Here is a 22,974-nt window from a genome sequence, read left to right as displayed (position 1 = left end):
ATGAACGCCGATCTGATTCTGTTCAATGGCCAGTTTCATACCGTTGACCGGGAAAAACCCCTCGCCAGTGCCGTGGCGATCAGCGACGGCCGTTTCGTCGCGGTCGGCACCGATGCCGAAGCCATGGCCCTGCGCGGTTCGGGCACCCAAGTCATCGACCTCAAGGGCCGTTGCGTCATCCCCGGCCTCAACGACTCGCACCTGCACCTGATCCGCGGTGGTTTGAACTACAACCTCGAATTGCGCTGGGAAGGTGTGCCGTCCCTGGCTGATGCCTTGCGCATGCTCAAGGATCAGGCCGACCGCACGCCGACGCCGCAGTGGGTTCGGGTGGTAGGTGGCTGGAACGAATTTCAGTTTGCCGAAAAACGCATGCCGACCCTGGAAGAACTCAACCAGGCCGCCCCCGATACGCCGGTGTTCGTGCTGCATTTGTACGACCGCGCCTTGCTCAACCGCGCCGCATTGCGCGTCGCCGGTTACACCCGCAACACACCGAACCCGCCGGGCGGTGAGATTGTGCGCGATGCCAACGGTGAGCCGACCGGCATGCTGGTGGCGCGGCCGAACGCGATGATTCTGTACTCGACCCTGGCCAAAGGGCCGAAGTTGCCGCTGGAATATCAAGTCAACTCGACCCGCCAGTTCATGCGCGAACTCAACCGCCTCGGCCTGACCAGTGCCATCGATGCCGGCGGTGGTTTCCAGAATTACCCGGACGACTACGCGGTGATCGAGCAGTTGGCCAAGGACCAGCAACTGACCATCCGCATCGCCTACAACCTGTTCACCCAGAAGCCCAAGGAAGAACTCACCGATTTCAAGAACTGGACCGGCAGCGTCAAGCTGCATCAGGGCGACGACTTCCTGCGGCACAACGGCGCCGGGGAAATGCTGGTGTTCTCGGCGGCGGATTTCGAAGACTTCCTCGAACCGCGTCCGGACTTGCCGCAAACCATGGAAGACGAACTGGAACCGGTAGTCCGCCACCTCGTCGAGCAGCGCTGGCCATTCCGTTTGCATGCGACCTACAACGAATCCATCAGCCGCATGCTCGACGTATTCGAGAAGGTCAACCGCGACATTCCCTTCAATGGTTTGCCATGGTTCTTCGACCACGCCGAAACCATCACCCCGCAGAACATCGAGCGGGTGAGGGCGCTGGGCGGTGGTATCGCGATTCAGGATCGCATGGCGTTCCAGGGCGAGTACTTCGTCGAGCGTTACGGCGCCAAGGCCGCCGAAGCCACGCCGCCGATTAAGCGCATGTTGGCAGAAGGTGTACCGGTTGGCGCCGGCACTGACGCCACGCGGGTGTCCAGCTATAACCCGTGGACCTCGCTGTACTGGATGGTCAGCGGGCGCACGGTGGGTGGCCTGGCGCTATACGAGGAAGGCTTGACGCGCCAGACCGCGCTGGAACTGTTCACCCATGGCAGTGCCTGGTTTTCGTCCGAACAGGGCAAGAAAGGCCAGATCAAGGTCGGTCAACTGGCTGACGTGGCGGCATTGAGCGCGGACTTTTTCAGTGTCGAGGAAGAGGCCATCAAGTGGATCGAGTCGGTGTTGACCGTAGTCGGCGGCAAGGTGGTGTACGCCGCCGGCGACTTCGAAAAACTGGGGCCTCCCAGCGTGCCGGTGCTGCCGGACTGGTCACCGGTGGCGAAGGTTCCGGGGCACTGGCGGCCGAACGCGCCGATGCAGGCGCAAGTTCACCAGTGCAGCGGCCCGTGCGCCGTGCATACCCACAGCCATGAGAAGGCCCGTATGTCGAACGTGCCGGTGAGTGACTTCGCCGGTTTCTGGGGCGCCTTCGGCTGTTCCTGCTTCGCGTTCTGAGTTTTGCAACAAGACGTCGGCCATCGTGGTCGACGCTTCACCTCATCACCATCCGAGGAGTTTCACATGAGCAACGTTCCTTACAAACGACTGAACAAAGACGACGCCGTTGTGCTGCTGGTCGATCACCAGACCGGCCTGATCTCGTTGGTGCAGGATTTCTCGCCCAACGAATTCAAGAACAACGTGTTGGCCTTGGGCGACATCGCCAAGTTCTTCGACCTGCCAACCATCCTCACCACCAGTTTCGACAGCGGTCCGAACGGCCCGATCGTGCCGGAACTCAAGGAGCAGTTCCCGCACGCTCCGTTTATTGCGCGCCCGGGCCAGATCAACGCCTGGGACAATGAAGACTTCGTCAAAGCCGTGAAGGCCACTGGCCGCAAGCAACTGATCATTGCCGGTGTAGTGACTGACGTGTGTGTGGCATTCCCGACCCTGTCGGCGCTGGCTGAAGGTTTTGAGGTGTTCGTGGTGACCGACGCTTCCGGCACCTTCAACACCACCGTGCAACAAGCTTCCTGGGCGCGCATGGCGGCGGCCGGTGCACAACTGATGAACTGGTTCTCGGTGGCGTGCGAGTTGCAGGGCGACTGGCGCAACGACATGGAAGGCCTGGCCAACCTGCTATCGCAGCGCATTCCGAACTACCGCAACCTGATCAACAGCTACACGACGTTCACAGCGAAGTAAGGGGTACGGCTGCCGGTTTCGGTCGGCAGCTTTAAAAGATCGCAGGCTTCGCCAGCTCCTACATGATGGTATGCACCGCCATCGACCGGGCGGTACACAATTCCCCCGTAGGAGCTGGCGAAGCCTGCGATCTTTTGATCTTTAGAATTTGGGGCGCCGGAAACGCAAAAAGCAGTTATAAAGCGTTTTACTGTCCACCAGAGCGCGACAATGAACCCGTTCGAGGATATGCGTATTTTTTGCCAGGTCATGGACTCTGGCAGCTTCACTGCGGCGGCCGATCAATTAGGGTTGTCCAAGCAGTTCGTCAGCCGCCGCCTGATGCAACTGGAAGAGCGCCTCGGCGTGCGCCTGCTCAACCGTTCGACCCGGCGGTTGGACGTCACGCCACTGGGGCAGAGTTATTACGAATCGGCCCTGCGCCTGCTCAGCGAAGTCGAGCAAGTGGAGCAGGGCATCGCCGGCCAGACCACCGAGCCTCGTGGCACCATTCGCTTGAGCGCGCCGCTGTCATTTGCGGTCGCACATCTGGGCAGTCTGCTGCCGGTATTTTTGCAGCGTTATCGCGAGGTCACCGTGGAAGTCGACCTGAGCGATCGGCCAGTGGACTTGCTCGGCGAGAGCTACGATCTGGCATTGCGCATCGGCGTGCTGGAAGACTCGACACTGATCGCCCGACGCCTCGCCTCCATCGAGCGGGTGTACTGCGCCAGTCCGGCGTATCTGGCCGAGCGCGGCATGCCCCTTAAACCCGAGGATGTGCATACCCACGATTGCCTTCCTTACGGCCACGGTCGTCAGGTGCAATGGCGTTTCGAGGGACGGGGCAAGCCGCTGAGCGTTAACGTCACTGGGCGGATGCGGGTCAACAATGGTGAGTTGCTCAAGGATGCGGCCATCGCCGGCATGGGAATCACGTACCTGCCGACCTTCATCGTCGGTTCGGCCCTGGAGGACGGCCGACTCGTGCCGGTGCTGGATGATTGGCGCCCCGGGCCGCTGACCTTGTCGGCCGTCTACCCGCAACATCGCCAGAGTTCGCGACCGGTGCAGGCGTTGATCGAGTTCTTGCGTGAGCGGTTGAATCAACGCGAAGAGGGTTCGCACCACCGGTGATTACAAGATCACAACAAACCCCTGATGTGGTTTTTCCTGATGCTGATCTAGACTCGTGCCGGCTAATCAAAGGCCCGAATTCTGGAGCGTGCAATGGAAATGCCGACAAAAGAAAAAGCCATCGCCAGCAATCGCGATGCGTGGAATGACTCCGCCCCACACCACAAAGACACCCCTGAGTGGCAGGCCTGTTTGAGTGCTGTGAGCCAAGGCGATTTTTCCTGCCTGGATGACACCCTCAGCGGGTTGCTTCAACAGGTCGGCGTCGATGGCAAGGATGTGGTGCAACTGGGCTGCAACAATGGACGCGAAAGTCTTTCGCTGTTTGCGCTGGGTGCCCGTCGTGTCGTGGGCGTCGACCAGTCGCAGGCCTTTCTCGATCAGGCCCGGGAACTGGCATCTCGTTCGCCCCATGAGCCCGAATTCATCGAGGCTGACATCCATCACCTGCCGACTGAACTGCACCAGCGCTTCGACGTGGCACTGATCACCATCGGTGTATTGAACTGGATGCCGGACATCTCCGAATTCTTGCGCCATGCCGCGCAAACCCTCAAGCCCGGCGGTGCGCTTGTGGTGTACGAAACCCACCCGTTCCTGGAAATGTTCGACCCCGAATCAGCGGATCCCTATCGCCCGGACAGCTCGTATTTTCGCAGCGAACCTTTCGTCCAGAGCCAGCCGATCGTCTACGAAGGCAAAGTCGAACAGCCGGCCTCAGCGTCTTACTGGTTCGTCCACACCCTGGGCGCCATCTTCACCGGTGCCGTTGAGGCGGGGTTGCAGATCAGCCACTTCAAGGAATACCCGCATTCCAACCGCGAAGAACTCTACGATCGGTATCAGCAGCAAAAGGCGCAGTTGCCGTTGTGTTACACGTTGGTGGCGGTGAAGCGCTGAGTTTCGGATCTGAAAAATGAGTTGCACTGACTGACGCTATCGCGGGCAAGCCCGCTCCCACAGTGATCGCTGTCGTTCACAAATCCTTTGGTCAAAGCAGATACCTGTGGGAGCGGGCTTGCCCGCGATGGCGGCGACACGGTCCGCAGTCAAGCAACAACCATCGCTCCCACCAGCCAAAATCACGCCTGCGCCGCAGTCGTCGTCGGCTGCGCAGGTTTGCGCAACTCAGTCAGCCGCGAACCGCTGTAATAGGTTTCGCGGAAGAAGCGAAAGCGGCCGAACAGGTCGTAGACGTGGGTGATGCGCCCCTGTTCCTGGTAGTCCATGCGGATGTGCATTTTCATGGCCTGGATGTTGCGGGTATCGCAAACATCCACGATCTTGTTGCACCCTTTGGCCCGCATCGCATTCCAGAGATTGAACTGGGCGTCCACCGACAGACTGGTGCCAAAGTATTGAGGGATCATTTCACCGCCGAACTCGAAAAATTCACCGGGATTGACCCGGAACCAGCAGCCGTAATAGTGCCGGTCAAAGTAGTCCCTGGCGCTGCCCCAGATAAATCCGATGGCATCACCTTCCTCGTCCACGTACATGTGCCCGGTATGACCCTCGGCGGCGATTTCGGCCATGGCCTTGACGCGGTTACCGTAATACTTGGTGAAAGCCGTGGCGTTTTCCGGGGTGATGATGACCAGGCGCAAGCCTGTGTAGGGTCGCAGATTGTGCGGTGCCACCGGGGTAACCAGATCGCGCCCCAACCACAACAGCTCTCGGTGGAAGAACACATAGCGCTTCCAGAGCGTCTGGAGCGTGTGGAGCAGGCCCTTTTGTTTGATGCGTTCGTGAAGCTTGTCGATGGCGCTCATGAAGTCCTCCGAGGCTGAAGCCAGGGTTGGGTGGGTAATGTTTTCAATGGCGATAAATCAAGGTTGCACCGTGTGTAGATCAGTCGAGTACTGCGGTCCCTCTTTGAACGCCTTTGGCACAACGGCATAGGACACTCTCGGAATGCCCGGAAGACGCAGCTCCAGCATGCGAGCCAGAGACTCTTCGGGGTTTAAATAGATATCGCCAAAATCGGCCCCGATATGGGTCGGGTGGACAACTATTTCCAACAGGCCGTCGATCGGCATCGCCACGTTGCGCAGGTCTACCGGGGTGCATACGTACTGGGCGGTCGCGCCGGCCAAGCGGTTCAATCGATGATTGAACAGCGTCTTGAATACCCGCTTGGGCACACTCAGGTTCTTTCCCAAATGGCGCGCCAGTCGCACGGGCACCCCTTGGTGGGCGGCGAAACGCGCGACGATTTCGCCGATGGGCCAGATGTTGTGCACGTGCTGATGGGAATCGATGTGGCTTGGGAGAAGGCCGTTATCCAGGCAGCGTTGCCATTGGGCTTGGAGTTCCTCCAGCACCGCGTCGCGATCATGGCGGTTGAGCCAGAGACTGTGGCGGGGCAGGTTGAGATTGAACACGCCCTGGCTGTCGCAGAATGTCGAACGCGTGAGAATCGACGGGCTCAACGGCCGGCCATAGGTGAGGTTGAAGTGCAACCCGACTCTCCCCTGGAGCAACGGCTGCCGGGCCAGGACGCAGGCCTCCTCGAAGGCCGGCATGTTGGCCATGGCGGTGGCGGAGCTGATAACCCCGGCCTGGAAGGCACCGAGAATCACCGCGTTTTCGCTCAGGCTGAGGCCGAAATCGTCAGCGTTGACTATGACTTGGCGAGGCATGTTCATCCTCCATGGTTTTTTTGGTGGGCGCGGGTGTAGGAGTGGAAGCAGGAACAACCTGCGCCGCCGCACGCCAGGCCTGCCACTTTTTCAACCAGGGCTTGAGCTGGTGCCAGAGCCGCATGGTCAGCCCCAAGGCGAGGCCGCTGGGACGCCAGGAGTAGAAGCTCCAGCGCCAGTGTTCCAGTTGCCCGGTCATGCGTTCCTGAAGTTGATGGCTGGAGTTTTCCAGGCTGACCCGCGAAGCGTCGATCCAGTGCCAGTTGTCGTCCAGGCCCCAGCGAATCCACTCTTCAAGCAGCACACGACCGCTGCCCAGATCGGCGTATTTGGGCAGGAACGCCAGGTTGTAGTCGAACAGCCGGCCCTGTTCCAGCAAGCCGAGCCGGTAGCTGATGCAGCGCCCGTCCAGTTCCAGCACCACCACCCGCAGCAGCCCCTGTTCGGCGAGGGCGGTGAAGGCCAGGTTGGTCCATTGTCTACGGCTGCTGGTGAAGATCCCTACGCCTTCGACGCCTTTCCAGCTCTGCGCTTCGACTTCGCTGAGGGCCTGCAATAAAGGCCCGATGGTGGCTGCGTCAGGGGTTATGCGTCGGACCTGGGCGCCATAAGCCAAGATGCGTTTACGCGCCCTACGCAGTTTGTAGCGTGGGTCGCCGGACACTTCCTGGCGGTCGGTCTCGCTGATCAAATGCACCGGCACCCGGCAACTGAGGCGGCGCTCGCCGGTCGAGCTGTGGGCCATCCATGCGGTCAGCGCGCTTTCTTCGCCGATGGGTTCGGACAATTCGTTGAGTTGCAGCATCGCATGGGGCAAGTGGCGGCGGATGATCACCAGCGCCTTGCGCATGCTGTCGGTATCGAGGCAGGTGAGTAGGGCCAGGCGATCGGCGAGGGGATAACCGAGGTGATGCAAGACCCGAAATGGCAGCTGTCCAAAGCGCTCCACGGACGCTACCAGCGGCAGGCACAAGGCCAACTCATCACCTTGCCAGCCAAGCAGAACGTGCAAGCGTTCCCCGGCGGTCAGTGCCTGTTCGGATGCGCACAGCCAGGCGAGGGTGTTGAACGGCGTATGGTCCGTCACGCGCCTGCGCAACCCCTCATAGGCAGCTGCCGGAAAGTCCGGGGCGCACAACGTCGTGCGCCATTCGAATCGAGCGGAAGTCATGAGGCGCTCCAGCTCAAGGCGAACAGGGTTTCGCCCGGCAGGTCGAAGCTGACGCGACCGTCGTGACAGTTGAATTGAGCGCTACGGCTGCGGCTGTCGGCACCGAAGTACACCAGCGCGCCCTTGGCCAGCGGGCACGTCGCCCCGGCCAGATCGATACGCTGCAAGCGCACCCCCTTGTTGACCCCCAGTAAACTTCGCTGACGTTCGGTGGCCATGGCCAGCACATCGACTTCGAAGGCGTCGTTGTCCAGGCGCATGACGTTTTTCAGCCAGTGCTGCTGGATGAATTGCTGGGCCAGGCCCACCGGCTTGAGTTCGAAACGATCGCCGCCCAGCACCCGCACCATGCCTTTGGGGTAGGTCGGTTCGTCGGCGGCCTGAAACCAGTTGAGCATGTCCAGCAACCCGTCCTGCGCCGAGTTGATGACCACCGAGGTCCACCACATCGAGGCAAAATGGGTTTCCTGATCATAGGGGCTCAGGCTCGAGCCGCTGGACAGGTTGGTCTGATCCAGCAGCAAGGCCTTGCGTGGCCGGCCCTTGGCATCGAGGCCCACCAGGTCGGCGGCACGGCGCACGCTGTCGCGGTAGACCCGCGTCGCCAGCAGGTCGCGAATCATCCATTCGTGCCAGGCGAGGGCGTCGATCTGCTCACCGGATTCGGCCAGCAGACGCCGTGCCCAATCGATACCGCGCTTGTCGACGGCGTTGTCGGCGAACGGGCCGTTGATGAAGCGCGAAGTGGCGGGCATGGCGATGCGCACACCCGCCTTGGCATTGGCCGGATCGCTGCGCACTTGCCGAGCCATGCTGTTGAAGATCGCCTGGTAGTCGGCATAGCTCGGATAGTTGAGGTTCGGCTCGTCGGCGAACGCGATGTAATGCGTACCGGTGCCGCCGAGGGCGCGAGTGGCGGCGAGCCAGGCATCGAGACCGGCGTTGCTTTGAGTGTCGGCGCGCAAATCCGCCTGACGCTTGCTGCCGGCCAATAGCGTGAGGTCTTGGGTGATGCCGAAGCGGTTCTGATAGAGCTGGCGGAACGCATCTTCGTGGTGCGGATTTTGCGCGGTGACGTCAACGAAACTGTAATAGGTGCCCGCCTGAGGCTTGAGGGCGTCGAGCGCTGCGAAACTGGATTGAGGGGGCAGCACGTAAGGCAAATAAATGCCCAGGTTCGGGGTGGGGCCGAGCATCTCTTTGTGCAGGGTCAGGCGGGTCTGGCCATCGTCCTCGCGCAGCGGTTTGAGTTGCTGCGGTTTCTGGGCAAACAAGTTCGCCGTGCCATCGAGCCAGAATGCGACCTTGCCGCTGCCTTGCAGGCGCAGGCGCCAGACCTGTTCGTCCTGAGTGACGGGCAATGCCAACTGATCGAACTGCCAATAGGCGCGATGAGGTTTCAGTGCCAGGGACAGCTGTTTGTTGTCGCTCACGCGCTGGGCCTGCAGGGCGTTGATCCCACCGTGAAACTTACCGCCCAGTACGGCGTGTTCCCCCGGCGCGACCTTGAAAAACAGCTCATCGCCACCGCGGGTTTCGGCACTGAAATGCACCTTGGCCGGGGCGAACAACGCCACGGTGCTCTCGTCATGTTCGATCGTGTAGCGGCGGAAACTGTAGCCCGGAATTTCCAGTCGATAACTGGCGGCACTCGGCGCCAGTGGCCAGCTCTGCTTGCCTCGGGTTTCACTGGCAGCGATCAGGCGCTCGCCCTTCAGGTTGCCGTTGCCGTCGAGCAGGTACAGGCGTTCTTCGTTGGCATCGGCCTGCCACGCCGGAACCCAGCGAATAGTCAGCGTGTCGGGGCGATCCGTTTGCAGGTACAGGCTGCCGTCGCGAATATCAGCCCAGCGCATGGGCGCCGCCTGGGCGCTCAAACCGAGGCCCAGGCTCAACAGCAGCATGAGGCGTTTCATGCCGATTTCCTTTGCAGCATCTGCAGCATCGGAGCCACATCGCTGGGCAGGATGATCAGGGTTTGCCAGACCGGTACGCCACTCAACCGGCAATACATCACCAGCAACGCGAGGGTTACCGCCAGGTAGGCGATGGACGATGCCGTTGCGGCGCCGACGATGCCGTAGATCGGGATCAGCAACAGGTTCAGGGCCAGGTTCAGCAACGCGCCGAGGCCCATCAATAGTGAAATCGTGCCGGGGCGATTTTTGCCCAGCAAGTCCAGGCGCAGGATGCTCGCATAGCAAAGACCGAACAGCCCCGGCAGCAGCGCCAGTAACGCCGGGTAAGCCGGCTGATAGGCAACGCCAAACAGCGTGACGATCAGCCATTCACCGATCACCGCCATGGTCAGGCACGCGCCGAGCATCACCGTGGCGGTCAGGCGCAGGGCCAACGGCGTCAGGCGATCCATGCCTTCATCCTGTTGCAGCAGGCGTTTCATCAGCGGCGTGGTCACCGCTTCCGGGACGATCAGCAGCAACTCGGCGGCGGCGCTGGCCATGGCGTAATGACCCAATGCGGTGCTGCCGAGCAGGGCGCCGATGAACAGGAAATCGGAGCGCAGAATCACTTGCTGGAACAGCAGGTCCGGATGGCTGCGAGCGCTGTAGCGCAGCAGTTCATTCTGACTGGCGCGGTCCCATTGCAACGCCAAGGGCTGAGCGCGTTTGAGCCAGTACCAACCGGCCAGCACCACAAGGCTGATGCCGGCCAGCCAACTGATCAGCGCGGCTTCTAGCGCAGCGTCTTTCCACATCCAGAACAAAGCCAGAAACAGCAGCAGTGGTGCCAGGGATTCCAGCAGCCGCAAGGCATTGAATGCCACCACACCGCCCGACGCATTGTGCAAGGTCAGCAGACCGCTCTTGAGCACGGTCAGCGGCACCGCCAGCAATAACAGCCAGGCGAGCAATCCCAGTTGCGTGGTGATGTCGAGCTCACCACCGAACTCGCGCACCAGCGCCACCACCAGCAACGTCAGCAAACCCGCCAGCAGGCAGCCGAACACCAACACCTGGCTCAGCAACAATCCCATGGGCCGTTGCTTGGCCGCCTGATACCCCACCGCCGAATTCAGCCCGCCGCTGGTGGCGGCGCTGATCAAATCGGGCAGGGTACTGAGCAAGGCAAACAGACCGCGCTCGCTAGGCCCCAAAATCCGCGCCAGCAATACGTTGCGCAGCAGCCGCAGGGCGATCATCGCCAGTTTGGTGCCCATGCTCAGGGCCAGGTGTTTGAAATAGCGATTGCGACTCATGGCCGGGCTCCGCGGTAGATGCGCCAGGACAGCAACTCCGGATTGCGCGCCGTACGCTGGCTGATGCCGATACGCGGCAAGGCCAATGGATCGCTGATGCCACGGTAGATTCCGGGAGCGGTACCCAGGGCAAACGGGAAATCATGATCGGCGACGTGTTCGCGGATCCGCGCATCATGGTCGCCATTGGGGTAGCAGTAGACCGGCAGCGGTCGGTTGCAACCGTTGTGCAGGGCGTTGCGGCTGCGACTGATTTCCTCGTCCAGACGTTGATCGTCAAGGCCGATGAAGATCGCGTGGCTGGCGCCGTGGGGGCCGAAGCGGATCAACCCGCTGGCTTCCAGCGCGCGTACTTGATGCCAGTCCAGAGCCTGGGGCAACGACTCCTCCGGGCATTGATCAGTGAGCCGGTTCAGTTCGCCCGGGGCCAAGGATTTCAGGCTTTGCAGAAAATGCAAAAGCGCCAGGCTGCGGCGCTGCACATCCAGATCATCAAGCAGCACCGGCAACGGTCGCCCAAGCTGTTGCAGGCATTCAATCAAATGCGCCCGGGCTTTTTCGCCGTGGCTGTGCCACAGGGTTTCTCCCAGGCTTTCCCACCAGAAGCGTTGCCGGCTGCCAATGAAATCGGTGGAGAGAAAAATGCTCGCCGGCACCTGATACTTCTTTAGCAAGGGGAAGGCATTCAGCGCGTTGTCGCGCCAGCCGTCGTCGAAGGTCAGCGCGACTTTTGGCCGTTCGGATCTGACGGAGCCGGGTTGCAAGATCTCCATCAGCGGCACGCAATCGAAGTGTTTTTTCAGCCAGGCCAGCAAGTGTGCAAAGGCCTTCGGCCCGACGCACAATTCATTGCGATGGGGCAGGTCGGCGGCGCGGTCATTGGCCAGCACCCGGTGCAGCATCAGGATCACTCCGGCGCCGTGCAATTGGTGACGGCCTACGGGCGAGTTGAGATAAAGCCAGCCACTGGTGCGTTTTAATAATTGTTTGATCGCCATGGCGCGGTCCTTTCAACGATTTTGCTCGGGGTTCCATTGCGCGTACCGCTGGCCGCGCAAGAACTGCCACAGACCGATACTCATCCCGGCAAGGGTCACCAGAACAAACGCGGCGAGGCGAAAAGGTTTGGGCAAACGGTGTTGCACATCCAACAGGCCGACGATGGCCATCGCGTAACCGAGCAGTTGCGCGATCAGGCTCAGGCGATAGAAGCCATGTACATTCCACAGCCAGAAATTGCTCAGCAGCAACGGCAGCAACAGGATCGGTGCCAGGCGTCGAATCAGCTTGTGGCTGATCAGTGCAATCGCATACAGGCCATACCTCCAAGGGTTCAGCAGCTCCCGACGCTGGGCCAGGCTTTGCAGGCCGCCGACGGTGACGCGCTGGCGACGACGCCATTGCTTGGCGATCTCGTCGACACCCTGGTCGCTCACTTGTGCTTGGGGCACATAAACGATGCGTTTGAACGCCACCGGCGCGCAGGTGCTGATAAAGAAGTCATCGTTGACCTCCGCCGGCACGTGCTGGAACAACTCGCGGCGCAGCGCGAGCAGGGCACCGTCGGCGGAGACCATGCAGCCGGTGCGATTTTCCACCTTGCGCAACCAGCCTTCGTAATGCCGATAAAGGCTGTCGCCCAGGCTCAGGCCCTTGCCCGGCACCGGGATCAGCATGTGCCCGGCGCAGGCCCCGACCTCTGGATCGGCCAGGGGCGCGAGCAACTGGCCGAGGGTGTCGGTCGACCATTGGTTGTCGGCATCGGTGAACACCAGAATCTCGCCCGTGCTCAGGGCGACGCCGGCATTCAAGGTGGCTGCCTTGCCCTGACGGGGCAGGTCGAGCACGCTGATGCGCGGGTCGATGACCTTGTGGGCGCAGGCCACGGTGTCGTCGGTGGAGCCGTCGCTGGCCAGAATGATCTGTAGCGAACGCGCCTGATAATCCTGGGCGAGCAGGGTGCGCAACTTCTCTTCGATATGCCGGGCCTCGTTGTGCGCGGCGATGATGATGCTGACATTCATGGGGGGGGGTGGCGCATGACGCCGCGCACGGAACAACGGCGCGATCAGCGACAGCAGCAGCGGGTAGCCGAGCCAGGCATACACCGGCAAGAGCAGGCACAACCAGAAAATGAATTCAGCCACGGGCCGGCCTCCTGGCATTCCAATGACACAGGCTCAGAATGAGCGCGGCACCGGCCAGGTGCAGACGCACCCAATGCAGGCCCCAGAGTTGCAGCATCAGGCGAGGGTCGTGGTGTATCAGGCTCTGGCGCAGGCTCTGGGCGAGCGCTGGCAGGCTGGTGATGAACAGCATGAATAGCGCCAGTGAAGGGGAACCGTTGAGCAGGGCGGATAGCGCCATGAAATCCAGCACCCAGGCGATGATCGACAGCATCGGGAAACGCAGTAAACGCAGATTCATGCCGTGGCTGCGCAGTAATTGCAGGTGACTTCCCTGACGCCAGAACTCCTTGCCCATCCATTCGCGCCAACTGCTCTCGTAACCCCAATGCAGGGCAACGCTCTGGTTGACGGACAGCAGGCGTGCGCCAGAGTGGGAAAGGCGCATGGTGAAATCTTTGTCTTCGCCGGTGCGCAGGTTTTCGTTGAAGCCGCCGACCTTGTCGAACCATGGACGACGCATCAACAGGTTGGAACTGGGCAGCCATCGCACTGTTTTCACCGTTTCATCGTTCGGGCGCAACGTGCGGCGTTGCCAGGCATTGGCATACCACGGGGCTTCGGCCGGGGTGTGCAGGTCCAGTCCCAGGACGTCGACCTGAACGGCGGGCTGGATGCTCAACAACAGCGTGAGCCAGTCCTCGGGCATTTCGATGTCGGCATCGATGAAGGCCAGCCATTCGCCTGTGGCAACGGCGGCGCCGCGATTGCGCAGCGCGCCGATCAGCAGGCCCGGCAGAACCAGCACCTGCGCGCCCATTTGCCGCGCAATGTGCGGCCCTTGATCCTTGGAACCGTTGTCGGCCACGATCAACTCGCATTCCAGCCCTGCGGCATTGGCGGCGCGTTGCGCAGCGAGCAACGTACGACCGATGTGTCGGGCTTCGTTGTACATCGGGATGACGAGGCTGATGCGGCTCATGCCCTGGTCTCCGTCGGCGGACGTTCTTCAGCCTTGAGGCGCAACACGCAAGTCAGGGCGAGCATGATCCACAGGTATTTGTGATTCGGTGCGCTGAGGAACATCAAGAACAGCAACAGCGACAGATAGCTCATGCCCAGGTGCGTGATCAGGTCGGCCTGTTCCCAGTTGCGTCGCAGTAACCAGGCGTGTCGGGCGCGGACCAGGTTGTACATCCCGACACCCAGCATGCTGACGAACAACAGCCCGGCGGGAATCCCCACTTCGCTGAAAATTTCCAGGTAGGTGTTGTGAGCGCGGCGATACAGGTCGCCCGGCTTGCGGTTGGCGGAAAACGCCTTGGCATAACCGGTAGTGGCGTACTGCAGCGGGAAGGTGCCGGGGCCGGAACCGAGTAACGGATGTTCACGAATGACCTGGCTGCCGACCACAAGGTATGACGCGCGGCGGCCAAGGGATTCGTCCTGGCTCTTGGCACCGGCCTTCAAGATGCTCAAGGACTGGATGCGCGCGATATAACCGGCCGGCATCGAGTAAATGGCCAGCGGAATCACGAGCACCAGGCCAAGCATGGCAAAGCCCAGATGGCGCGGACGGATGCGTGGCAACTGAGCGCGGTAGTGCCAGGCGCCGATCATCAAACTGAGGAACAGCACCACCAGCCCGGAACGGGAATCGGTTTTGGTCATGCCGCCCAGCAGCAAAATGCAGCAGGCGCCCCAGAACAATCGGTGTAGCAGGTTCGGGCCGCGGATCACCAGCAGCAGAGCCAATGGCACGGCGAAGGCGATCAGCAGGGCAAACGAGTTCGGGTCTTCCAGCAGCCCGGAGGCGCGGCCTTGGTCCTGATACTTGGCGGAGAGCATGGCCAGCGCGCAGGTCGCGCTGACGCTGAGGGTCACCAGCCGGGCGAACAGATCGAGGTTCAGCTCACGGCCGATCAGCAAGGTAATCACAAACAGAATCAGGCCGACAGACAGTTCCCGAAGATGGCTCTGGGACATGTCCAGGTTGTCGGTAATGATCATGCTCAACAGGTACAACGCCATGAACCCGATCAGGTAGCGCCAGATGTTGCTGCGCAGGCGCTCGGACGGAATCTGGTGGATGGCCAGTTGCAACATCAGGATCAGTGCCAGTGACGCCCCGATGAACTTGGTGCCCGACAGTGCGCTGCCCTTGAAGAAACCTTCGAACGGGACCAGCGCCGCGATGCCCAACAAACCCCAGGCGGGTTTTCGGTACAGCACCGCGACAGCCACCAGCCCGAGCACCGCGCCCGGCGCCAGATACGGATAAGGACTGGCCAGCAAACCGAGGCAGACCAGGGCGAGCAAACTGACGATCGAGAGCGGAAAGATCACGCGCGTGCCTCCCGTGCAGTACGGATATAAAGCTGCGACCAGCGTTCGGCCAAAGCCTTCAGGTCGTAACGGTCCAATTGCGTACGTCTTGCGTTGTCGATCAATTCGCGAGCCAGTGCCGGTTCATTCAGCAGCGTATCGATCTGCCGTGCGAGGGCGGCGCTGTCGGTGGGTGTCGCCAGCAGGCCGTTGTGCCGGTCCTCCAGCACATCGGGAATCCCGCCGACGCTGAACGCCACCACTGGCACCCCGGCCTGCATCGCTTCCAGCAAAATCATCGGCGTGCCCTCGGTGCGCGAACTGATCACCAGCGCATCGAGTTGCTGCCACCACCGGTTCATGTCGGTCTGGTAGCCCGGCAGGGTGATGCGTTCGTGCAAGCCCGCAGCGGCGATCCGCGCCAGCATGGTTTGCTGTTCCGGGCCGTCGCCGAGCATCACGGCGTCCAGTTGCGGGTATTGCTGACAGAGCGGAATCAGGGCATCGAGAAACAGGTCCGGGCCTTTTTCGTTACTCAGCCGACCGACGTAACCCGCCAGCCAGCGCGGGTGTGTGGCATTGTGAGGGAGCAGGCCGCTGGCCTTTGGCAGACCATTGGGAATCACTTGCAGTTTCTCCGTCCGGATACAGGCCTTGCGGTGCAGCACGGCGATGCTTTCGGCCACGCAAACCACGCGATGCACCGACGCTGTGCGACATAATTGCAAACTCAGCCAGCCATAAATGCGTTGCTTGCGACTGCGCGGGGTGAAGCCGTGCTGGGTAATCACCAACGGCAAGTCCAGCAGCGTCGCGCCCAGCCAGCCAAATAACAGACCCTTGAAATTGTGCGTGTTGATCAGCGGTTGTTCAGCCCGCCGCTGACGTAAATGACGCAGCAATTGCCTCAAACCCGTGAAGCTGCGGCAGTCGACCCCAGCCTCGCGAAATCGCGCGATCAGCGCTGGCGGCGCATCGAGAAACAGCACTTGGTGCTGCCCCGGCGTCGCCAGGCAATGGTCCAGCAGCATCCGCTCAGCCCCATAGAAGCCGCCGCTGCTGATCAAATGCATGATCGGCAGAGCGCTGGCGCTGAGCGGCCCGTTCAATGGCGCACCCAATGCACGAAGCTATCAACGGTCCAGTTTTTGTGCGGGTTGTTCGGCATGACGTCTTGCTCGTTGATCACCAACAGCACCGGCAAGCCCAGTTCATGGGTGATTTGCGCTGGGTGTTTGAAGCGGTGATCGAAGAACTCACGCACGTAGACGAAGGCAATCGCCAGCAGCAGACCGGTCAGCATCCCGAACGGAATGATCAGGATCGGTTTGGGAAACGCCGCATCGGTCGGCTCGTACGGCGGGCTGAGTACCCGGGCGTTGGACATATCGTTGTTCAGCAAACTGGCGGAGCTGCTTTCGGCAAAGCGCTGGGCATAGGTGGAGAACGCTGCGTGCAGGGCATTGATCTCGGTGTCCATTTGCGCCAGTTTGCTTTGAGCCACTTGCAACTGATGGATGCGGTCCTTGAACTCGGCGATGCGCGCGGTTTTCTGGTTGATCACCGAGGTGACAACCGCCAGGTCGTTGGTCCGCTCCTGAATCCGGTTGCTGACGATTTTCAGGAACTGCTGGCGGGTGCGGGAAATTTGCTCGCGGGTCAACAGCATCGGTTCACTGCCCGGCTTGAAGATCGCCAGGTCGTTCATGTAGCGGCTGACCTGAGTCGTCAGTTGTTCACCGAGCTGTCTGATCTCCCGGTCTTCGAAGGCAATGTTGTCCACCGTGGTGGTGAAGGTGTAGGGGAAGGTGTACTCGCTGAGCCGGGACGTATTGGTGGCGGCCGTCAGGGCAGTTTTCAGGTAGTCGAGCCAGCGTTGGCTTTGCAACAGGCGATCCTGATACAGGTTCAGGGCCTGCTCCTCGGTGTTGATGGCGTTGAGGCGGAAGGTGATTTCTTCCTTCGGATCGGAAGAACCCACCCCTTCGAGCAACGTCAGTCGATTGCCTTCCAGGCCATCGAGACGCACCTGATATTGCTTCTTCTTGGTTTCGTAGAAGCTCTGCGGCAGTTCGATCGATTGCAGTTCCTGACGGTTGACCAGGTAGTTTTGCAGCAGCGCCGCGACAAACCGGGTGCCTTGGGCCGGATCGCCAAAGCTGTAGACAATGGAGATTACGTTGGAGCCCGGTAAGGTCTCGATTTTCAGGTTTTCGGTGGCCTGCTGGGTGAAGACATCCAGGTCGGTATTGCGCACCGGATCGGTCTCAAGCCCGAACGCATCGCGCACCGGATTGACCACGTATTCACGCAAGGGGGTGGTCACAAAGCGTTTGATCGGTTCGGTCACCAGTTTACTGAGGACCCCGGTGTTGGGCGCATACTCGCCTTTGGCCATAAGGTCGCTGATGGTCTGACGGATCAGGGCCGGTGAGCGCAGGATATTGCTCTCGGTTTCCATGTCCGCCAGTGAGGGTGGAATGAAAGAGGCATCACCTTGGGTCAGGGACGTGGTGGCGTCTCCCTGGGAGAGTTTTTTGGATTGCACGATCACCTGCGCGGTGATATCGAAGCTCTGTTTGAGCATCAGCGGCAAGATCAGGGCGATCACTGCAAAGATCAGGAAGACCCGCTTCACCAACTTTTTGTTGGCGAAGAAAATCCTGAAGAACTCATGCAGGTAGTTTTCCTTTGGGTTCATGGTCGGTCACCTGAGCGTTAGTTGTCGCTGTCTTTGTTGTCGACGCGGTAGGCGAATCCGAAGCCCACCCCCTGGAACAACACCACGTCCGCCAGTTGCCGCGCGAGCTCACCGGCGCTGGCCAGTTTGGTCTTGGGCACGTAGAGCATGTCGTCCGGTTGCAGGTAAGCAATCTGCGAGGCGTCACCGGACAAGGCTTTTTCAACGTCGTAGTGCACGGCCTGCACATGGTTGCCGGTGCGGCGCATGATCACCACCGAATCGAGCCGCGCCTTGACGTTGGTGCCACGGGCCAGGGTCAACGCTTCGAGCACCGAAACCGGCCGGCGAATCGGGTAGGAGCCCGGTTGCGCGACTTCACCCAGCACATAGATTTCATTACCCGACGTGGACTTGAGCATGACGTTGACCTTCATCCGTCCCGGCAATTGCGCATAACGTTGATTGAGGAAAGTTTCCAGTTGGTTGACCGTCATGCCTTGCAGCGGTACGGAGCCGATTTCCGGGAAACTCGCATAGCCGTCGTTGCCCACGGTGATCTCCCGGGTCATGCCCGCACCGGGTTGGCTCAGGGTGGTTTTGAGATTTTGCTCGTTGCTCAGCGGGCTGGTGACTAGCACAGTCACCTGATTGCGATTGGGCTGAAACAGGGATTTGCGCTCATAAGCGCGCTGGATCTCCTGTCGCGCTTCGACAGCCGTCAGCCCGGCGATTTTCACCGCGGTATTGGCCCCCGGCAGTTCGATGGTGCCGTCGGGCAGCACCAGTTGAGTGCCGTTGAGCTGGCTGGCCGCGGTGAAGTTCAGGGCGACCTGGTCACCGGCCTGAATGCGGTAAGCCCCCGAGCTACTGGTGCTGATGTGATAAATCACATCCAGCACGTCCTTGGGCCGCAAGGTCTGTTCGACCCTGGGCATGTCGGTGGCCTGGGCATTGGCAGGCTCGGCCGTGAGAATCTGCACCGGCATATGCTGGGTTTCGGTGCTGGAGCAACCTGCAAGCGGCAGCAACAGCAGGAGAAGCATTTTGGCGTTCATGGCGTCATCCTTTTCTGCGGTTGCTTACAGGTTTTTGTAGAGCCATTTGGGCATGTAGTACTTGCGCCGGTTGAAGACGCTGCCCACCAGTTTTGCGCCAGCCTGAGTCAGGCGCTGGACCGCGGCCTGGGCCACTTCCCAGCGCGTGTCTTCGGCGCGCACCACCATGATCACGCCGTCCACCAAGGTGCTGATGACCAAGGTGTCGGCGGCCGAATACACCGCGTCGCCGTCGATCACCACGAAGCGATAGCGATCGCCCAGTTGGTTGAGCAACGGGGCCAGCTGTTCAGTCGTCAGGTGCTCGGCGCCGCGGATATGCCGCCCGTTCGGCAGGATGTGGAAGGGCAGGCTGGAGACGTTCACCAGGCAGTCCTGCAATAGTGGTGGGGAGGCGTTGAACAGGAGGTCGCGAAAGCCTCGCTCTTTGGTCAGCCCCAGTTGTTGCGTGAGGTTGCTCTCCGAGTGGCTGGCGTCCACCAGCAGCACTTGGCCGCTGCTCATCGACGCCAGTTGGCTGGCCAGCGCCAGGGCACTGGTGGTGGTGCCGGCGCCTGCATTGGCGGCGGTCAGAAAGAGGATCCGCAGATCCAGGTCGAGCACGGTCGAGGTCAGGTTGGACTCGCTCGGGCTGGCGATGGTCAGGCTTTTGTTCGATGAACCGTCCATTTAACTCGCTCCGTGGCCGCTGAATACTTTGAAGGGGGTTTTCAACAGGATCTTCAGATCAAGCAACAGGCTCTGCTCGGCGATATAGCTGAGATCCAACTCAACGCGCTGGTCGAAGTCGATATTGCTGCGCCCGGATATCTGCCACAGGCCGGTCATGCCGGGGTAGATGCTCAGACGTGCAAGGTGGCTGTCTTTGTAGCGATAGGCGTTGAACGAGGTCGGTCGCGGACCGACTAAACGCATATCGCCGCTGACTACATTGATCAGGTTGGGCAACTCATCGAGGCTGCTGCGCCGCAGGAAGCTACCGATGGGGGTAATCCGCGGGTCGTCATCGATCTTGAAATCGATGGCGTCGGCACCGTGCTTGTTCAGGTGGCGCAGGGACTCCTTGAGTTCCTCGGCGTTGGCCACCATGGTGCGGAACTTGTACATGCCGAACAGGCGGCCGCGGTAGCCGGTGCGTTTCTGCACGAACATCACTGGCCCCGGGCTGCTGAACTTGATTACCAGCGCCAGGCCCAGCAGCACAGGGGAGATCAGCAGCAGAATCACCAGCGCGCCGAGGCATGCAACCACCCGGTTGGTTCGCGACAGGGTCCAGGGCCGACCGCCATCGCGACCGGTCATCCAGCCGCGCCCCTGCATGTGGATCGCCGTGTCCAGGCGCATTCGGTGTTCGGGGTCCAGGCGTTTGTCACGCTGCATGTGATTGAGCAACACGCCTTTTTCATGTCCAGTCATAGAGTCCTCCGCTGAAGCCCTTTCGCGAGAGGCGAGTGGGCGTTGCGCAGTGGGTAGTAGTCACGGAACCAGGCGATGAATCGTCCGAGTCCTTCATCCAGCTCGATCCGTGGCTGGAAACCGGTGGCCTGGGCCAGATCACTGGCATCGGCGCAGGTGTTGAGCACATCGCCCGGTTGCAGGGGCAGCAACTCGACGAGGGCTTTTTGTCCGAGGTGTTTTTCCAGCAGCGCCAGGTAGTCCTTGAGCTCCACCGGCTGTTGTCCGCCAATGTTGTAAATGCGCCACGGCGCCATGCTGCTGGCCGGGTCCGGTTGTTCACGGTTCCAGTCCGGTGCTGCTTGGGGGGGGCGCTCGATCAGACGGGCGATGCTCTCGATGATGTCGTCGATGTAGGTGAAATCACGCTGGTGCTGGCCGTAGTTGAACAGCTTCAGCGGCTGACCTTCGGCAATCGCCCGGGCGAACTGGATCGGCGACATGTCTGGCCGGCCCCAAGGCCCGTACACCGTGAAAAAACGCAAACCGGTGCAGGGAATGCCGAACAGATGGCTGTAGCTGTGGGCCATCAGCTCATTGGCTTTTTTGGTCGCGGCGTACAGCGACAACGGATGGTCGACGCAGTCCTTGACCGAGTAAGGCGTGTGCTGGTTGGCGCCGTACACCGAACTGGACGAGGCATAGATCAAGTGCTTGACCGGGTGGTGGCGGCAGCTTTCGAGGATGTTCAGGAACCCGCTCAGATTGCTGTCGACGTAGGCCCGGGGATTTTCCAGGGAGTAACGCACCCCGGCCTGGGCCGCGAGGTGAATCACCACCTCCGGTTGCTCACGAACGAACAGCGCGTCGAGGGCCGTGGCGTCGGCCACATCGACTTTCGCGAGCTGGAAATCGCCGACTTGCTTGCGCACCCAATCCACGCGGTCGTGTTTGAGTTGCGGGTCGTAGAAGTCGTTGAAATTATCCAGGCCGCATACCTCATGCCCGTCGCGCAACAGCCGCAACACGCAATGGGCGCCAATGAAACCGGCCGCTCCGGTGACGAGTAGTTTCATGGCTGTGGCGCCTCGGGAGCGATGTGCCGAAGCCCGATGCCGCTGTAGTGCAAACCGGCCGCCGCCACGTGTTCCGGGTTATAGAGGTTGCGCCCGTCGACGATCACCCGCGCGCGCAATTTGCTCGCCAGCAGGTCGAAATCGACCACACGGAAATTCTTCCACTCGGTACAAATCACCAGCGCGTCGGCATCTTCCAGGGTGTCGTCGCGGGTGGCGCACAGGTGCAGATCATCGCGGTAGCCGTAAATGCGCCGGCATTCGGACATGGCTTCCGGATCGTAAGCCTGCACGCTCGCGCCTTCGGCCCACAGCGCCTCCATCAGATAACGGCTGGGGGCTTCGCGCATGTCATCGGTATTGGGCTTGAAGGCCAGGCCCCAAATCGCGATGGATTTGCCAACCAGTCCCTCGGGAAATAGCGCCTGCAGTTTGCTGAACAGAATGTGCCGCTGGCTGTCGTTCACTTCGGTGACGCTGCGCAGCAGACGCAATGGCATGCCGTTGTGTTCGGCGGTGTGCAGCAGGGCACGCAGGTCTTTGGGAAAGCACGAACCACCGAAGCCGCAGCCGGGGTAGATGAAGTGGTAGCCGATGCGAGGGTCCGAGCCGATGCCTTTGCGCACCGCTTCGATGTCGGCCCCCAGCAACTCGGTGAGGTTGGCCAGTTCGTTCATGAAACTGATACGGGTGGCGAGCATTGCGTTGGCCGCGTACTTGGTCAGCTCGGCGCTGCGGTTGTCCATGAACATGAGCTTTTCGCGGTTGCGGCAGAACGGTGCATAGAGTTCGCTCAATTGGTTGCGCGCCTCATCGTCATTGGTGCCGACGATGATCCGGTCCGGGCGCATGCAATCGGCCAGGGCGCTGCCTTCCTTGAGAAACTCCGGGTTGGACACCACCCGCACGTTCAACGCCTCTTTGCCACGGCGTTGCAGTTCTTCATTGGCGGCGCTCGCCACCTGGTCCGCGGTGCCCACCGGCACGGTGGACTTGATGATCAGGGTGCGATCGGACTCCATGAAACTGGCGATCTGCCGAGCGACATTCAGCACATGGCTGAGGTCGGCGGAACCGTCTTCATCGGCGGGTGTACCCACCGCGATGAAAATCAGCTCGGCGTGTTCGACCGCGTCACTGGCTTGAGTGGAGAAGAGCAGGCGACCGGCCTTGATGTTGTCTTCCAGTGTGCTGGACAGTCCCGGTTCGCTGATCGGGGGCACGGCTTGTTGCAGTTGCTTGATCTTGTTGGGGTCGATATCGACGCACAGCACGCGATGTCCGACATCGGCCAATGCTGCAGCTTGTATCAGACCGACGTAACCCGTACCAAATACGCTCACGTCCATATTGGCGTGCCTCGTAAAACGGTGGATGTAACTGAAATGAGACTGTCAAAAGGGGTATAGCCCAGCCATGGGAAAGCGAGTCAGCAAAATGACGGATAGCTCGACCGGGAAAACCCCGATTTCACGGGCTATTTGCCATCAAGTCCTTGCCGCTGCTGGATTTGCCGCGGTTTTGAGGGGTTTATGAGGATTCGAAGAATGCGATAAACGGTCGTAAGCCCTGTAATACAAGGGTTACGGCCCGGTGGGTGTGTCAGATTTGAGGCAACGTTTTTTTGACGCTTTAG

General features: G+C 60.8%; 20 protein-coding genes. 4 read left to right on the top strand and 16 right to left on the bottom strand.

Annotation, left to right across the window (positions count from 1 at the left end; translation table 11 throughout):
* The 4 genes from TU81_RS10685 (at position 1) to TU81_RS10670 (ending at position 4,548) form a co-directional block, all read left to right on the top strand.
* Complete coding sequence (locus TU81_RS10685; RefSeq protein WP_048395005.1) at positions 1-1,839, top strand: amidohydrolase; 1,839 nt, start codon at positions 1-3, stop codon at positions 1,837-1,839.
* Positions 1,840-1,905: 66 nt separating this feature from the next.
* Positions 1,906-2,532 (top strand): isochorismate family cysteine hydrolase YcaC, encoded by a 627-nt coding sequence (gene ycaC / locus TU81_RS10680; RefSeq protein ID WP_038984047.1) that lies wholly within the window; start codon positions 1,906-1,908, stop codon positions 2,530-2,532.
* 210 nt (positions 2,533-2,742) lie between these two features.
* Positions 2,743-3,648, top strand: coding sequence for a LysR family transcriptional regulator (locus TU81_RS10675; protein WP_048395003.1), 906 nt, complete (start codon positions 2,743-2,745; stop codon positions 3,646-3,648).
* A gap of 93 nt (positions 3,649-3,741) precedes the next feature.
* Positions 3,742-4,548: a class I SAM-dependent methyltransferase gene (locus TU81_RS10670; protein WP_048395001.1), complete on the top strand. Its 807-nt coding sequence runs from the start codon at positions 3,742-3,744 to the stop codon at positions 4,546-4,548.
* 182 nt (positions 4,549-4,730) lie between these two features.
* On the opposite strand, the gene TU81_RS10665 is transcribed toward TU81_RS10670, so the two are convergent.
* From TU81_RS10665 to TU81_RS10590, 16 genes are read right to left on the bottom strand one after another with little or no spacing between them, the layout of a single operon-like run.
* Positions 4,731-5,420: a hypothetical protein gene (locus tag TU81_RS10665; RefSeq protein WP_038984042.1), complete on the bottom strand. Its 690-nt coding sequence runs from the start codon at positions 5,418-5,420 to the stop codon at positions 4,731-4,733.
* A 57-nt stretch (positions 5,421-5,477) separates the two neighbouring features.
* A complete protein-coding gene (locus TU81_RS10660) occupies positions 5,478-6,290 on the bottom strand; it encodes a ChbG/HpnK family deacetylase (RefSeq protein WP_048394999.1) in 813 nt (270 codons plus the stop codon).
* A complete protein-coding gene (locus TU81_RS10655) occupies positions 6,262-7,461 on the bottom strand; it encodes a GNAT family N-acetyltransferase (RefSeq protein ID WP_048394998.1) in 1,200 nt (399 codons plus the stop codon). Before TU81_RS10655 ends, TU81_RS10660 begins: the two co-directional genes overlap by 29 nt.
* On the bottom strand, positions 7,458-9,377 hold the full coding sequence (locus TU81_RS10650) for a hypothetical protein (RefSeq protein ID WP_048394996.1): 1,920 nt from the start codon (positions 9,375-9,377) through the stop codon (positions 7,458-7,460). Before TU81_RS10650 ends, TU81_RS10655 begins: the two co-directional genes overlap by 4 nt.
* Positions 9,374-10,678, bottom strand: coding sequence for a lipopolysaccharide biosynthesis protein (locus tag TU81_RS10645; protein ID WP_048394994.1), 1,305 nt, complete (start codon positions 10,676-10,678; stop codon positions 9,374-9,376). The genes TU81_RS10650 and TU81_RS10645 overlap by 4 nt, the downstream gene beginning before the upstream one ends.
* Positions 10,675-11,676, bottom strand: a complete 1,002-nt coding sequence (locus TU81_RS10640; protein ID WP_048394993.1) for a polysaccharide deacetylase family protein — start codon at positions 11,674-11,676, stop codon at positions 10,675-10,677. The genes TU81_RS10645 and TU81_RS10640 overlap by 4 nt, the downstream gene beginning before the upstream one ends.
* Positions 11,677-11,688: 12 nt before the next feature.
* Positions 11,689-12,825, bottom strand: coding sequence for a glycosyltransferase family 2 protein (locus TU81_RS10635; RefSeq protein WP_048394991.1), 1,137 nt, complete (start codon positions 12,823-12,825; stop codon positions 11,689-11,691).
* On the bottom strand, positions 12,818-13,786 hold the full coding sequence (locus TU81_RS10630; protein WP_038984032.1) for a glycosyltransferase: 969 nt from the start codon (positions 13,784-13,786) through the stop codon (positions 12,818-12,820). Before TU81_RS10630 ends, TU81_RS10635 begins: the two co-directional genes overlap by 8 nt.
* Complete coding sequence (locus TU81_RS10625; RefSeq protein WP_038984030.1) at positions 13,783-15,150, bottom strand: O-antigen ligase family protein; 1,368 nt, start codon at positions 15,148-15,150, stop codon at positions 13,783-13,785. The genes TU81_RS10630 and TU81_RS10625 overlap by 4 nt, the downstream gene beginning before the upstream one ends.
* Positions 15,147-16,202, bottom strand: a complete 1,056-nt coding sequence (locus TU81_RS10620) for a glycosyltransferase family 4 protein (protein WP_390176085.1) — start codon at positions 16,200-16,202, stop codon at positions 15,147-15,149. Before TU81_RS10620 ends, TU81_RS10625 begins: the two co-directional genes overlap by 4 nt.
* Positions 16,203-16,234: 32 nt before the next feature.
* Entirely contained in the window at positions 16,235-17,830 is a 1,596-nt protein-coding gene (locus tag TU81_RS10615) for a GumC family protein (RefSeq protein WP_038984027.1), read from the bottom strand.
* Positions 17,831-17,847: 17 nt separating this feature from the next.
* A complete protein-coding gene (locus TU81_RS10610; protein WP_038984025.1) occupies positions 17,848-18,867 on the bottom strand; it encodes a polysaccharide biosynthesis/export family protein in 1,020 nt (339 codons plus the stop codon).
* Between the two features lie 24 nt (positions 18,868-18,891).
* On the bottom strand, positions 18,892-19,536 hold the full coding sequence (locus tag TU81_RS10605) for a CpsD/CapB family tyrosine-protein kinase (protein WP_038984023.1): 645 nt from the start codon (positions 19,534-19,536) through the stop codon (positions 18,892-18,894).
* Complete coding sequence (locus TU81_RS10600) at positions 19,537-20,283, bottom strand: sugar transferase (protein ID WP_038984021.1); 747 nt, start codon at positions 20,281-20,283, stop codon at positions 19,537-19,539. It abuts the gene before it with no gap.
* Positions 20,280-21,338, bottom strand: a complete 1,059-nt coding sequence (locus TU81_RS10595; protein WP_038984019.1) for an NAD-dependent epimerase — start codon at positions 21,336-21,338, stop codon at positions 20,280-20,282. Before TU81_RS10595 ends, TU81_RS10600 begins: the two co-directional genes overlap by 4 nt.
* Entirely contained in the window at positions 21,335-22,687 is a 1,353-nt protein-coding gene (locus tag TU81_RS10590) for a UDP-glucose dehydrogenase family protein (RefSeq protein ID WP_038984018.1), read from the bottom strand. The genes TU81_RS10595 and TU81_RS10590 overlap by 4 nt, the downstream gene beginning before the upstream one ends.
* Between the last annotated feature and the right edge of the window lie 287 nt (positions 22,688-22,974).

It is taken from the genome of Pseudomonas lini (assembly GCF_001042905.1).
Lineage (GTDB): Bacteria > Pseudomonadota > Gammaproteobacteria > Pseudomonadales > Pseudomonadaceae > Aquipseudomonas > Aquipseudomonas lini.
Note: the sequence above shows the minus strand (reverse complement) of the source record. Positions and strands in the feature narration are given on the sequence as shown.

What these genes read in the sequence shown, in the direction of transcription:
- TU81_RS10685 (WP_048395005.1), top strand. Translation starts at nt 1, where the DNA reads ATGAACGCCGATCTGATTCTGTTCAATGGCCAGTTTCATACCGTTGAC.
- ycaC (WP_038984047.1), top strand. Translation starts at nt 1,906, where the DNA reads ATGAGCAACGTTCCTTACAAACGACTGAACAAAGACGACGCCGTTGTG.
- TU81_RS10675 (WP_048395003.1), top strand. Translation starts at nt 2,743, where the DNA reads ATGAACCCGTTCGAGGATATGCGTATTTTTTGCCAGGTCATGGACTCT.
- TU81_RS10670 (WP_048395001.1), top strand. Translation starts at nt 3,742, where the DNA reads ATGGAAATGCCGACAAAAGAAAAAGCCATCGCCAGCAATCGCGATGCG.
- TU81_RS10665 (WP_038984042.1), bottom strand. Translation starts at nt 5,420, where the DNA reads ATGAGCGCCATCGACAAGCTTCACGAACGCATCAAACAAAAGGGCCTG.
- TU81_RS10660 (WP_048394999.1), bottom strand. Translation starts at nt 6,290, where the DNA reads ATGCCTCGCCAAGTCATAGTCAACGCTGACGATTTCGGCCTCAGCCTG.
- TU81_RS10655 (WP_048394998.1), bottom strand. Translation starts at nt 7,461, where the DNA reads ATGACTTCCGCTCGATTCGAATGGCGCACGACGTTGTGCGCCCCGGAC.
- TU81_RS10650 (WP_048394996.1), bottom strand. Translation starts at nt 9,377, where the DNA reads ATGAAACGCCTCATGCTGCTGTTGAGCCTGGGCCTCGGTTTGAGCGCC.
- TU81_RS10645 (WP_048394994.1), bottom strand. Translation starts at nt 10,678, where the DNA reads ATGAGTCGCAATCGCTATTTCAAACACCTGGCCCTGAGCATGGGCACC.
- TU81_RS10640 (WP_048394993.1), bottom strand. Translation starts at nt 11,676, where the DNA reads ATGGCGATCAAACAATTATTAAAACGCACCAGTGGCTGGCTTTATCTC.
- TU81_RS10630 (WP_038984032.1), bottom strand. Translation starts at nt 13,786, where the DNA reads ATGAGCCGCATCAGCCTCGTCATCCCGATGTACAACGAAGCCCGACAC.
- TU81_RS10620 (WP_390176085.1), bottom strand. Translation starts at nt 16,202, where the DNA reads ATGCATTTGATCAGCAGCGGCGGCTTCTATGGGGCTGAGCGGATGCTG.
- TU81_RS10615 (WP_038984027.1), bottom strand. Translation starts at nt 17,830, where the DNA reads ATGAACCCAAAGGAAAACTACCTGCATGAGTTCTTCAGGATTTTCTTC.
- TU81_RS10610 (WP_038984025.1), bottom strand. Translation starts at nt 18,867, where the DNA reads ATGAACGCCAAAATGCTTCTCCTGCTGTTGCTGCCGCTTGCAGGTTGC.
- TU81_RS10605 (WP_038984023.1), bottom strand. Translation starts at nt 19,536, where the DNA reads ATGGACGGTTCATCGAACAAAAGCCTGACCATCGCCAGCCCGAGCGAG.
- TU81_RS10600 (WP_038984021.1), bottom strand. Translation starts at nt 20,283, where the DNA reads ATGACTGGACATGAAAAAGGCGTGTTGCTCAATCACATGCAGCGTGAC.
- TU81_RS10595 (WP_038984019.1), bottom strand. Translation starts at nt 21,338, where the DNA reads ATGAAACTACTCGTCACCGGAGCGGCCGGTTTCATTGGCGCCCATTGC.
- TU81_RS10590 (WP_038984018.1), bottom strand. Translation starts at nt 22,687, where the DNA reads ATGGACGTGAGCGTATTTGGTACGGGTTACGTCGGTCTGATACAAGCT.